Origin of the sequence: Paenibacillus sp. FSL M7-1046 (genome assembly GCF_038007405.1) — a bacterium.
GTDB lineage: Bacteria > Bacillota > Bacilli > Paenibacillales > Paenibacillaceae > Paenibacillus_AQ.
On record NZ_JBBOXB010000001.1, the window covers coordinates 289,352 to 302,256 of the forward strand.

Sequence of the window (12,905 nt, forward strand, 5' to 3'; positions counted from 1 at the left end):
CGGCCGGGAGGCTGGGTTAGCGGGAACAAGTCAGTGTTATCCTTCGGGACCCAAACGGTGAAACCTTTGATCATACAAGGGTTTCACCGTTTTGTGTTTTTTTTCAAATTCCGAACTGATATTTCTTAAGCCCTATAGACATAGTATAATGGGCATTATGTTTTTATCATTTACGGAAGTGGTGCCTAACCTAATGTTTCGATATATGATTGCAAACTTCGCGTTATTGACCGCGTTTCTCTTTCTCATCAACCTGCTGTTCCGCCATTCCTTAAACAAAGTATCCCATCCCCTGCTGTTCAAAGTGCTGATTGGAGTGCTGCACGGAGTGTGCGCCCTTCTTCTGCTGCTGTTTAGTTTCAAGGTTAACCCCTCTACCTTCATCGACTTCCGGCATATTATTGTGATCTGCTCCGCTTTCTATGGTGGCTTGCCGGCTTCTCTACTGACTGCTCTGTTTGTTATCATTGGCAGACTTACTTTTTTTGGATCGCTTTCCCCTACAGCTGTCGCTGCAAGTGTCAACATGCTATTATTGGGCATCGGCAGCGGTTTAATTATGCAGTATATTGACCAATATTGGCGGCGCTGGCTCCTTTCCCTGCTGCTTAGCGCAACGCTCATTTCCTTTATGTCGCTACTAATGGGCCCTACCATGGATACACTTACTTATTTAGCTCTCATTTGTTCCGGAGGGCTGTTTTCGGCTAAGCTGATTGCGTTTTTTTCTTACTCTAATCAGCTTGCGCAAGAGCTGGAGAACAGTGAGCGAAGATATCGCTCCCTGCATATGCTTCAAGAAGCCATTTTCCAGTCCTCTGTAGGCACGGTAATCACTGTTTTTGATCCTAAAGGGAGAATTACACATATTAACAAGGCCGCGGAAACAATGCTTGGCTATCAACCAAAAGATTTAATCGGCCGGGAAACGCCCCTTATTTTTCATGACCCTGAGGAAGTGGCTGCCTATGCCGAGGAACTGTCCATCATGAAGAGCAAGCCGTTCAAGGAATTGGACGTGTTCTTTTATTGCGCGATGGAAGAACCCCCGGAGGGCCGCGAATGGTCGTATATTCGAAAAGACGGCTCCCGCCTAACCATATCGCTTATCGTGTCCCCGCTTTGGCTGGACGGAGAAATAAGCGGATTCATTGGCACGGCCACAGACATTACAGAGAGAAAAAAGGTGGAGAATACGCTGCAGCAGTTGTCCTTAATGGATGGGCTTACGGAAATAGCCAACCGGCGCAATTTTGATGAAACGCTGATAAGAGAATGGAAAAGGGCTAAACGGAACGGCAGTCAGAACGGATTGTCTCTTATTATGTTTGACATCGATTATTTCAAAGCCTACAACGATTCTTATGGGCATCAGGCTGGAGATGATTGCTTGCGCAAAGTAACGGCCATTGCCAAAGGAACCGCCGGTCGTCCATCAGATACGTTGGCCCGTTACGGCGGCGAAGAATTCGCCATTATCCTGCCGGATACAAACGCCGCGGGAGCGTTGAGGCTGGCGGAAAAACTTCGCTTTGCTGTTGAGAATGAACGGATTCCCCATGTTGGCTCGAAGATTAGTGATATCGTCACCATCAGCATAGGCGTGTCCACTTACGTCCCCAATGCCGCCATTCTTCCGGAGCAGCTAATTGCGGAGGCGGATCAAGCGCTCTACTATTCCAAAGCGAATGGCCGCAACAGCGTGAAGGATTATCATGCGATAATTGATCTAAACCCCAAAGAACAACAATTGAGTTAAAATCGAGGTCAAAGCGTTGAAAACGCAGAAAATACCTTTATGGCGAGGCTTCCGAAATAATACAGTTTTACAGATTTTAAAAAGGCTGTCGGGACGTTCTCGACAGCCTTAACAGGTACATCTAAATCAGCTTATGCGCAAACCACTTCTTGCCCCGGAAGCGCCATAGAAAAACACCCCCGCGAACAGCCCACTCGCAGTTCATCGCCAGCCAGACTCCCATGACGCCATAGCCCAGCACGATCCCGAGGATATAGCCAAATACCACCCGAAACAGCCACATTGTCAGCATCGAGGTGATTGAGGTGAAGCGGGAATCTCCCGCTGCCCGCAGCGCAGACGGCAAAATAAAGCTGACGGCCCACAGCGGAACCTGGGCAATGGAATTCACCAGCAGCACCACAAACAGATCGTCAATGATCTCGGGAGGCGGAGAAAAGATCGACACCAGCGGGTGGAACAGCGGCATCAGGATCAAGGCGATCAATGCCAATGAAGCGGACCCGATCCAGAGGAAGGACTTGATGAACTTTCTGGCATCGGAGACATTCCCCCGCCCGATACATTGGCCGACTACCGTTACAATGGTTAGCGACAGCGCACTGGCTGGAATTTGAAACACCATGGCCAGCGAGCCGGCGATCGCATTGGTCGCAATGGCATAAGTACCAAGGCTGACAATAAACACCTGGGTCAGCAGTTTGCCCCCGTTGAAGAACATCTGCTCCGCTGCGAACGGCACGCCGATGAACATGATTTTCCGCAGCATGGTCAGCGGAATATGGAACAGGTCGCGAAAACGCACACGCAGGGCCGTATCCACCTTGAACAGATACACCAAGGCACAGATCATCCCCGTGTACCGTGCGATATTTACCGCAAGCGTCATCCCCAGCACGCCCATGTGCAGCAGATTAATGAAGACTACGTTCAGGATAACATACAGCAGGTTCATGATGAGCGACAGCATCAGAGAAGCCCGTGTCCTGCCCACTCCCCGCAGAGCTCCGCATACCGCCTGCACCACCGCGATGCCCAGATAAGAGATACTGCTGCCGATCAGATAGATCCGGGCATTGTCCAGCACGTCGGGCGAGGCGGTTCCGAACAGAAGGTTCAATATGGGAGTATGTAAGCCCATCATCAGAAGCCCGATTCCCAAGGCGATCAGCGACACCGAGGTGACCGAACCGGCCGTAGCCTGAGACACCATCTTGTCATTTCCGCTGCCTTTATACTGTGCGACTACCACCGTCCCCCCGGTTGCAACCGCTACAAATACATTGATCAGAAAAATATTCAGCGAGTCCACCATATTCACCGCACTGACCGCCGCCATCCCGGACGAGCTGATCATTGCGGTATTTACCAGATTAAGCCCGATGATGAAGGCCTGGTCAATCAGGATGGGAATAAATAAAGCTATAATTTGCCTATAATCCATACCTTCGCCGGAAAGATATTTCTCCAGCAATTTTTTCTTCGAAAGTCTAGCGCGAAGCTGCATAAACATATCACATCATTTTCTATATAATGGAAAAAACTCTTCATTCGAAGAGCTTTTCTACAAAATATCCCCATTGAATTATGGGCACTTTACATTCAGTTTACTATAAATGCCATCTTAAGTCTTCAATGTTTTCCCCAGCACGCACAAAAATAACCCGCAGGCCTATGCCAACGGGTTGATTATTTATGATCTTGCACAAATGTTACTGAGCCTGAATCAGCTCCGATTCCTCTGCCCCGGTAATGACGGAAACGATGCTCTTCCGCAGCTCTTCTGCATTAGATGCCTGGTACGGATCAGCATTAAAAATAATAGCATCTGCAAGATATCCGCTGGAAATCCGCCCCAGCTCATTGCCGCTTCCCAGAATCTCAGCAGCAGTTAGTGTGGCAGCCTGCCACACTTCCGCCCGGGTCATGCCGTAATCCATCAGCGTATCCAGCTCTTGAAGGTTGTACCCGTGAAGTGCAGGCGTAGCATAATCCGTACCGAATCCTATGCGGACCCCCTCCCTCTTGGCATAACCAATCGCTTTGGAGTGGGCTTCGGCAGCGCGGGCGGCCCGGTCACAAATAACCGGGTTCAGCGCCAGAACGCCTTTCGGATCTGCGGCAATGCTATAAATGGAGGTCGTAGGCACAAAAGCTGTTCCGGACTCAGCAAGTCTGCCGGCCTGATCCCCGGTCAGGAACATCCCGTGCTCTATGGATTCCACACCTGCAGCGATAGACCAGTCTACCGTTACCCCGCCCCAGGTATGCACCAGGACTTTTTTATGATGAGCATGCGCATGGCGGACAATGAAAGAGAATTCTTCCTCTGAAAAAATCGGCTCCAGCACTTTTTCAGTAGGTGCACCAAGGCCGCCTGTTGCCATAATCTTAATCCAGCCTGCTCCTGTATCAAAAATCTCGGCCAGCCGCCCCTCCAGAACCTTAAGTCCGCGGGCATCCGCCGCTCCAAGCATAGCGCTGCTGGTTTGCACCCTTAGCGGCTGCTTATAGCGCTGAACGAGATGCCGTACGGTGCTCGGCAGAATCCCGCCCGCATCACGCGCCGTTGTTACACCGGTCCGCAAAGTGGCTTCGAAGGCCGCAGCCTGCATGACTTCGAGCTCATGGCTGCCGCGTTTCAATTGATCCTCATGGTTAAAGTCCGTCCAAGCCAGATGCGTATGAAGATCAATAACCCCCGGACTGATCCATAAATCTTGGCCTGGATGAGCGGACTGATCCTTAGGCGGCTCCGTTTCAGCTATAGAGGAGAACCGGCCGTCCTTAATGTTAATATCAAAACGTTTTCCTTCGATGCCTGCTATAAAAATATGATTGAAGGCTAACGCCTCAGGATGTTTATTGATCATGTTCATTCCCCCAAAGCAGGCGGATTGCCTTGAGCGCAGGATCAGGGTCCTGATTCAGCAGCCCGGCGAGCGTCGTAATGGCTTCTTCCACGCTTTGACGGGAAGCATTTGTTCCGAAATGATTAATCCGCAGAAGCTGGCCGAAAAGCTCTCCGTCACCGGGAGCTACGATACCGATAGGCTGATTAATACGCAAGCCCGGTTCCCCGGAAATCCGCACCGTCGTAGTCAGCGTAGAATAGTGTTGGCTATCCTTCTGCCAAGGCTCCAGACCCAAGGCCTTGATACCGGCAATGGCCGAGGCCGCAGCCGATTCATGGCGCTTGATGACCTGTTCCAAGCCTTCTTCCTCAATGGCTGTCAATGCCGAGATCAAAGCTCTTGCCTCCAGCGTTGGAATGTTGGGAGGAACACGTAACGGTGTTGTCCCCTTCTGTGAGGGTTTAAGATCCAGTAAGGACAGAATGGAATTGCGCGGAGCATTGCTATTAGATTCGAGGAATTCCCAGCCGCGCGGTGAGATGCTTACGGCGCTGACGCCGTTAGGCCCGGCCAAAGCTTTCTGCGCGCCTATAGCTGCAAAATCAACGCCCCACTCATCCACCGGCAGGGCTTCTCCCCCGACCGCCGAAACGGAGTCTGTCACCGTAACGAGGTTAGCGGCGCGTGCGAGCTTAATTATTTCTTTGGCCGGATTCGATCCGCCTGTCACCACTTCTGCCTGAACAAAGGAAAGCGCACATGGTTTAAACCGTTCAATCGCCGCAGCGACTTCCTGAACAGTAACTACTTCATCAAAGGGGACCTTTACTTCAACAACCGTTGCCCCGCCGCGTTCAAGCCATTGTCCAAACAAACTTCCATAGGGGCCTGTCACTATATTTAGAATCGTACGGCCAGGCGCAGATATCCCCGCCGCTACCGCCTCGATCCCCAGAATTGCCTCTCCGGGAATGATGACCGGGGGATGACCGGTAGACAAAAGCCGGGAGAGCAAGCTTGTAAGTGTGTCAAATTCAGACAATGACAGCGGTATAAATCCTTTATGTTCTCGGCTCATATAAACCTCCTGATGTGATCGACTTCGGCATTTTCGGAACGGCGGATAAGAGCTCACGGCTGTATTCCGTTTCAGGGCGGGCGAAGAATTGATCCTTCGGACTGATCTCAACCAGCTTTCCATGCCGCATGACTGCTACCGTATCGCTGATTGCATGGATAACCCCCAAATCATGGGAGATGAACAGCATGGTAAGATTAAGCTCATCTTTGAGCGTGTTAAACAGTTCGAGCACACTCCGCTGTACAGATACATCCAAGGCGCTGGTCGGTTCATCCGCAATCAGAAGACTCGGCTCAACGCTTAATGCGCGGGCAATCGCGATCCGCTGGCGCTGACCGCCGGAGAATTCGTGAGGATACCGGTCCAATGCCTTGGCTTCCAGCTGAACACGGCTCAACAGCTCTTTACACCGCTGCTCGACCTCCGTGCGGCCGACAATTTTATGAAACAGAAGCGCTTCGGACAGAATCTGCCTGATGGAATGCTTGGGATTCAGCGAAGCGTCCGGATTTTGGAAGATCATCTGGATTCGCTTGCGCTGCTCACGGCTTCTCTTCCTGGTTAATTCTTGTGCACCCAGCAGGATCTGCCCCTCACCCGGGGTGATCAGCCCGGCAATGACCCGTGCCAGCGTGGATTTGCCCGAGCCGGACTCTCCTACAAGGCCAAGGGTGGTATGCTGCTGCAGATTCAGATGGATATGATCGAGCGCAGTAAATCCGCCGTAATGAACCGCCAGATTTTTCACTTGCAAGGCTAGCTCCATGGTTGTCCGCTCCCTTCAAGCTCCGGCAGAGGAAGCACCGAGTTAATCAACATTTGGGTATAAGGATTTTGCGGATTCTGCAAAACGCTGAGGGTATCACCCTGCTCAACAATCCGCCCCTCTTTCATCACACACAGCTTGGAGCACAGGGCAGCTGCAATCGCAAGATTATGCGTAACAAATACCATAGCAAAACCCAGCTCATTCTGCAGGCGGGTGATCGTTTCAATGATTTGCCGCTGAACGGTAACATCCAGCGCCGTTGTCGGCTCATCGCAGAGAAGAATGCCCGGCTTGCATGCCAGTGCAATGGCGATGACTACCCGTTGGCACTGACCACCCGAAAGCTGGCTCGGATAACGGTCTGCCCTCTTTAAAGAATCAGGCAGGCCAAGCATTTCGAGCAGTTCCAGCGCCACGCTGCGGGAAGCCTTCCGGCTTAATTTTTGCCTATAATATACGACTTCCGCAAGCTGCTTAACCACCGGACATAGCGGGTCCAGCGCCCCTCTCGGGTCTTGAAATACCATAGCGCTGCTTACGTCACTCTTAATGACTCCGCCTGTCTGTTCAACCCCTCGTGGAAGCAATCCCAGAATCGAACGCAGGGTCAGCGATTTTCCGGAACCCGATTCGCCTACTAATCCCAGACTCTCCCCTTTGCCCAGTGAGAAGCTTACATTGCTTACTAATTTAGTATTGGACTTGGTTCCCAGCGATAATGCTTCTATTTCCAAAACCGGACTTGTAGAAATCATTTTTTCCTCCATAAGTCTGCCAACCCATCTCCCACAAGAGACAACGCAATTCCCGTATACACCACTGCGAATCCCGGAACCGCCGAGAGCCACCAGGCTGTAGTTATGAAGGATTGTCCATCCGAAATCATGGTTCCCCAATCCGGGGTTGGCGGTGCAATGCCAATGCCAAGATAACCGAGTGTAACAATGGCCACCAGAAGTCCGACCATATCCGTCATAAGGACTACAACCGCTTGAGGCAGTACATTGGGCAGGAGATGACGAAGGATAATTTTCACTCCAGGCAGCCCTAACGTCTGAGCGGACGCCACCCATTCCTGCTCGCGAAACGATGCGCTAATACCTCTGACTACACGGGCAAACACAATCCAGCCTACAAGCATAAAGGTGATATAAATGCCCCGCTCACCTGCTCCGCTGGCAAAAGCCACGATAATCACGATCAGATAAAAAGGAAAAGCGATAAACGTATCCGTGAGCAGCGTAATGACCTTATCGGCCCATTTTCCGTAATACCCTGCAACCATTCCCAGAAATACACCGGTGCAGAATGGAACAATTTCCGCCAGAACCATGATGCTCAAATCGGTTCGCGCCGCATAGATCAGTCTCGTAAACAAATCGCGTCCCAATTGATCCGTCCCCAGCCAATGTTCGGCAGACGGAGGCTGCAAAAAGGCGCTCAAATCTTGCGCAGAAGGGTCATAAGGACTCAGAAACGGTATGAATACAGCCAAGATAATAAGCACTGCAAACATAATGCTCCCCACCAGAAGGGAAGGCGTATTCCTTATTCGATGGAGAACGTTTGTCTTCCTGGCGTCCTCAAGCAACATAGGTTCTGTTATTATACGTTTCATTGTTTTCCTTTCGTTCTGGGATCGAGCCACCACGAAATGATTTCAATCAGGAGGCTGATGATCACAACAGATATCGCACAGTAAAGCGCTATTCCTTGAATGACCGGGAAATCCCGATTCGAAATTGAAGTGAACAGCAAGCTGCCAATTCCCTTGATGCCAAACACCTGTTCAACGACCAGCGTACCACCGATCAGATAAGAAATATTAACGCCAAGCAGCATTAGCGTCGGAAGCGCAGAGTTGCGCAGCACATGCTTAAACAGGATCACCCTGCTTGGCAATCCCGCCGCCTTCAGGGTGACTACAAAATCGGATTCCAATATCTCAAGCATCTGTGCCCTTAACGAACGTACCAGCGTAGGAATCTGCGAAAAGGCGACGGTAATCGCCGGAAGTGTAAGACTGTACAAGGTTCCTAACCACCCTTCGCCTACACCCCCAACGGGAAACCAATGAAGCCGGACACTAAACAGCAGAATCAAAAGCATGCCAACCCAAAAGATTGGCATACCCAGAGTTATTGTAGGAAAAATACGGATCAGATGATCCGGCAGCTTATCCTTATGTGTGGCTGCAACCGTAGCAAGCAGAAGGGCAATAATGACTGCCAAGATACAGGCCATCACAATGAGCAGCAAAGTAACGGGAGCCCGCTCGGCAATCAGCACTCTTGTAGAGGTTCCGGTAATAATAGAATTGCCGGTATCACCATGTGTGAACAGCGTCTTCACAAACCGGACGAATTGTTCCCATAAAGGGAGATCCAGCCCGAGAGTATGATGCATACTCTCGAGGGCCTCAGGTGTGCTGTATTCTCCCAGAATCATTTTTGCGGGATCTCCCGGCACGATTCTGATGATGAAAAAAACTGCGGTCACTACAAAGAGGATCACTGCCAAAGCTCTTAATAGAGCGGTCACAAGCCAGCTGTAAGATGTATTCCTACCTGACGATTGGCTTAACGGCGTGCTACTTTTCATCATTTACCGATACGGACTTCTTCAAAGCGAACGCTGCCGTTAGGTAAAACTACGAGACCATCCACTGAAGATCCTACGCCTTTCAGGATATCCGGATAATATAGAGGAATGTACGGAACTTCATCAGCAAGAGTTTGCAGCAGCTTGGTGTAGGTTGCCTCACGTTCCTTGCCATCCGGCGTTTTTTGGCCTTCATATAGAAGTTTGGTCACTTCATCATTCGTGTAATGGGTCCAGTACGATTTACTGAAGCCTTCCGGGTCGGTCTGGAAAGCGATAATCGAGTTCGCTTCGGGAGAATCGGCTTGACCGCTGTTGAGCATTGCCGCAAAATCATAGGCGAAGAAACGCTCACGGAAAGTGGCCAGTTCAATGGATTCAATCTCAATGTTAATCCCGATCGATTTACCTGCTGCCTGGATAATTTGCGCCTCTTGTGCTCTTGTGCTGTTGCCGGAGGCTACAAGCAATTTTGTATTGAATCCATTAGGGAAGGCAGATTTGGCAAGCTCCGCCTTGGCCGCATCGAGATCGAAGTTCAGTGCCTTGATTGTCTCATTCGCATTATATGGAATGGTTGTCGGCAGCAATGAATTTGCAGTCTGTGCATATCCAAAGGTAAGCGCCTTAGTCAAGCCTTCACGATCCAGTGCCAGAGCGAGCGCACGACGGACATGCACATCAGAGAAATTCTTGTCCAGCGTATTGAAGAACAATTGCTCTGTCACCCAGCTGCCATTGGTTACTACTGTAGTGTCAGGGCCTTTTTTTATTTCATCGGCATTTTGCAACGCCAAAGATTCAATAGCATTCACTTCTCCGGCCTTCAGCTGGTTAATGGCCTGGCTGTCATCTTCAATCAGCTTGTAAACAAGCTTATCAATATAAGGTTTCCCATCTTGCCAATAGTTCGGATTCTTGGTGAACGTCAGATCGCCAGCAGCATCCCACTGTTCAACAACGAAAGGTCCTGTACCTACCGGTTTCTTGAAAAACTCTTCTTCGGATACCCCGCCGAAATTGTTCGGAATAATTCCGTTCGAGAAGTTGGACAGCTCGGAGATGAACGGTGTGTAAGGCTCTTTAAGCGTAATAACAAACGTCTGTTTATCCTTCGCTACAGTGGTATCGACCTTTGCCGCTATCGCCAGCGGTCCGCCAACCTTCAAATGCCGCTGTAAGGAGAATACCGCATCCTCTGCAGTAACTTCAGTACCGTTCGAAAACTTCAAGCCGTCACGCAATACAAACGTATACGTCAAGCCGTCTTCACTGATGCTATGGGACTTGGCGAGCCAGTCCACAATTTCACCCTTGCTGTCAAAAGCAACCAAAGATTCAAATACTTTATCAATGGCAAAGGCGTTATTCGATGTAATCTGATTATGCAAATCAAGTGAGGTTACGGAAGCAGGCCGTCCATAGACGAAGGTTCCTCCCGCCGCAGGCTCCTCCGGAGTTGCGCTCTGGTTTGCCCCTTGATTCGTGTTCTGCTGGGCGTTCTTATTTGACTCAGAATTATTCTTGGAATCAGAGCATCCTGCAACCACCACTAATAATAGAAGTGCTACGGTTCCTATCCAAAATGACTTTCTAAATGCTTTAAGCTGTGACATGTCTGACTCTCCCCTCTTATAAATCATATATGTTTAGTATGGATTGTATTATGGCGTAAACCGCCTTCTCTGTCAAACAAAATATCATGGTTACGGAAGGTCAGCCCCGATTAAAACAAAACGGGACGAAGCCGGAAATCCGCTGCTTCGTCCCGTTTACTATATTGCGATAACGTGCCTAAGTCAAACATTCCGGGATCATAAAATTTCCTGGAGCGCAACTTTCACTTGCATGGCCTTGTCAATGCCGGCGGTTACTGTTCCTGGCGAAGCGGGGTTCACCTCAAGTACGTTGTCAATCCCCCCCGGAACGATAACCGGAGTGACCGTAGACAGCCCGGCAGCGCGGATCACGTCAAGATCGAATTCAATCAGCAATTGCCCGGCCTTCACCTGCTCACCGGTCTCCACATGAAGCACGAAGCCTTCTCCCTTCAGCGAGACTGTGTCAATACCTACATGAATAAGCACCTGTGCTCCACTGGCATGCTCCAGAATGACGGCATGTTTGCTTTTCTTGATCACATGGGCCACGGTACCGCCGAACGGCGCGTAGACCTTGCCTTCGCTGGGTTCAATGGCGATGCCATCTCCCAATTGTTTGCCGGCAAACCCGGGGTCCGGCACCTGATCCAGAGCCACCAGTGTTCCTGTAAGGGGTACCAGGAATGTAAGGGTTCCCGGCTCATCTGACGCCTCAACCAGATTCGGAGCGAAGAACGGGGAGGCCGTGCGTACGCTCACGTCTGCGGTATTCTCCGGCCGTATCTCTTCAGACTGAGGAAGCGCTGACGCTGTTCCCCCTGAGCCTGCCGTCTGCTCTGCCGGACCTGCGGACATCTCATCACGATAGCCGAACAGCCAGGTAAGCACGAAGGCTACAGCCATCGCAACCAGATTGACCAAAATGTACAGCGGAAGTTGGCCGTTCAGATACAGCAGGGTTCCGGGAATCACCGTAATGGCCATGCCGTTGCCGGCCAGTTGGAACAGCGAAGCCAGGAAACCGCCGGCCGCGCCGCCGATGAGCCCCATTACAAAAGGTTTCATATACCGGAGGTTGACCCCGAATATCGCCGGTTCGGTAATACCGAGCAGAGCGGACAGTGAGGACGGCAATGCCAGCGCCTTCAGCTTGGTATTCTTCGTCTTCAGTCCCACAGCGAGACAAGCTGCGCCCTGAGCAGCCATTGCGCAGGTAATAATCGCATTGAACGGGTTGGCACCCGTACGCTCCACCAGCTGAATCTCCAGAAAATTAAAGATGTGATGCACGCCGGTCACGACCACAATCTGGTGCAGCGCCCCGATCAATAGCCCTGCAATGCCCAAGGGCAAATCAAGCACATAAGTGGTTGCATTCAGTACGCCCGTCTCCAAGGAATGGAACAGAGGACCGATGGCGAACAAGCCAAGCGTGATCATGAGCAGCAGAGTCAGGAATGGCGTCAAAATCAAATCAAGCGCTTCTGGAATGCGCTTACGTAATGCCTTTTCCAGCTTCGCCCCGATCAGTCCCATAATAAATGCCGGCAGTACCGACCCCTGATAACCTACAATCGGGATGAATCCGAACATAATCAGCGGCTCCGCCGTCCCTCCGGCAACTGCATAGGCATTGGGCAAAGCCGGATTGACAAGCATCAGCCCAAGCACAATCCCAAGAATGGGACTGCCGCCGAATACCCGGAAGGCCGACCAGGCCACAAGTGCAGGCAGGAAAGCAAAAGCGGTGTCCGTGAGCACTTGGGTGAACAGCAGAAAATTGGCTGAGATATCCTCAGGCACGAGCCCGAACAAAGAAAGAATCTGTGGCTGGGTCAGCAAACCGCGCAGTCCCATAAATAACCCGGTGGCTACCAGGACCGGAATGATAGGAACGAATACGTCCCCGAAAGTGCGAATTGACCGCTGGAACACATTCCCCGCCTTTTTGCCCTGATCTTTCAGATCTTCCTTGGAGGTGCTCTGAAGGCCCAGCTTCTCTACTTCTTCAAAAATACGGTTGACGGTGCCGGTGCCGAAAATAATCTGATACTGTCCGGAGTTAAAAAATGCCCCTTTGACTTTGTCGATGCCTTCGACCTGCTCTTGGTTAATGCTATCCTTGTCCCGCACCATAATACGCAGCCGGGTAGCGCAGTGCGCGAAGGAGATGATGTTGTCTTCTCCTCCTATAGCCTGCACAACCTGCTTGGCGATCATTTGATTTTCATTCATAACG

9 protein-coding genes and 1 pseudogene are annotated in these 12,905 nt (G+C 50.9%); 1 reads left to right on the top strand and 9 read right to left on the bottom strand.

Features of this window, described 5'->3' with window-relative positions; all coding sequences use genetic code 11:
- The first annotated feature begins 205 nt into the window (after positions 1–205).
- Positions 206–1,759, top strand: a complete 1,554-nt coding sequence (locus tag NYE29_RS01060) for a diguanylate cyclase (protein WP_340893923.1) — start codon at positions 206–208, stop codon at positions 1,757–1,759.
- 121 nt (positions 1,760–1,880) lie between these two features.
- Here the strand turns inward: NYE29_RS01060 and NYE29_RS01065 are convergent, their stop codons facing one another.
- The 9 genes and pseudogenes from NYE29_RS01065 to NYE29_RS01105 all read right to left on the bottom strand — a co-directional run bounded on the left by NYE29_RS01065 (position 1,881) and on the right by NYE29_RS01105 (position 12,901).
- Positions 1,881–3,272, bottom strand: coding sequence for an MATE family efflux transporter (locus NYE29_RS01065; RefSeq protein WP_340893924.1), 1,392 nt, complete (start codon positions 3,270–3,272; stop codon positions 1,881–1,883).
- Between the two features lie 199 nt (positions 3,273–3,471).
- Positions 3,472–4,632 (bottom strand): amidohydrolase family protein, encoded by a 1,161-nt coding sequence (locus NYE29_RS01070; RefSeq protein ID WP_340893926.1) that lies wholly within the window; start codon positions 4,630–4,632, stop codon positions 3,472–3,474.
- Entirely contained in the window at positions 4,622–5,692 is a 1,071-nt protein-coding gene (locus NYE29_RS01075) for an aminotransferase class V-fold PLP-dependent enzyme (protein WP_038588051.1), read from the bottom strand. Before NYE29_RS01075 ends, NYE29_RS01070 begins: the two co-directional genes overlap by 11 nt.
- A pseudogene (locus tag NYE29_RS01080) lies at positions 5,676–6,371 on the bottom strand (ATP-binding cassette domain-containing protein); the annotation flags it as partial. The pseudogene NYE29_RS01080 and the gene NYE29_RS01075, both read right to left, overlap by 17 nt.
- 80 nt (positions 6,372–6,451) lie before the next feature.
- Positions 6,452–7,219, bottom strand: a complete 768-nt coding sequence (locus tag NYE29_RS01085) for an ABC transporter ATP-binding protein (RefSeq protein WP_038588045.1) — start codon at positions 7,217–7,219, stop codon at positions 6,452–6,454.
- Positions 7,216–8,082 carry an ABC transporter permease subunit gene (locus NYE29_RS01090; RefSeq protein WP_081965743.1) on the bottom strand — a complete coding sequence of 289 codons (867 nt, stop codon included), beginning with the start codon at positions 8,080–8,082 and terminating at the stop codon, positions 7,216–7,218. Before NYE29_RS01090 ends, NYE29_RS01085 begins: the two co-directional genes overlap by 4 nt.
- Positions 8,079–9,068, bottom strand: a complete 990-nt coding sequence (locus NYE29_RS01095) for an ABC transporter permease (RefSeq protein ID WP_038588039.1) — start codon at positions 9,066–9,068, stop codon at positions 8,079–8,081. Before NYE29_RS01095 ends, NYE29_RS01090 begins: the two co-directional genes overlap by 4 nt.
- The gene (locus NYE29_RS01100; RefSeq protein WP_340893930.1) at positions 9,065–10,681 is read right to left on the bottom strand and encodes an ABC transporter substrate-binding protein; all 1,617 of its coding nucleotides are present in this window, start codon (positions 10,679–10,681) and stop codon (positions 9,065–9,067) included. Before NYE29_RS01100 ends, NYE29_RS01095 begins: the two co-directional genes overlap by 4 nt.
- A 198-nt stretch (positions 10,682–10,879) precedes the next feature.
- Complete coding sequence (locus tag NYE29_RS01105; protein ID WP_340893931.1) at positions 10,880–12,901, bottom strand: sucrose-specific PTS transporter subunit IIBC; 2,022 nt, start codon at positions 12,899–12,901, stop codon at positions 10,880–10,882.
- Between the last annotated feature and the right edge of the window lie 4 nt (positions 12,902–12,905).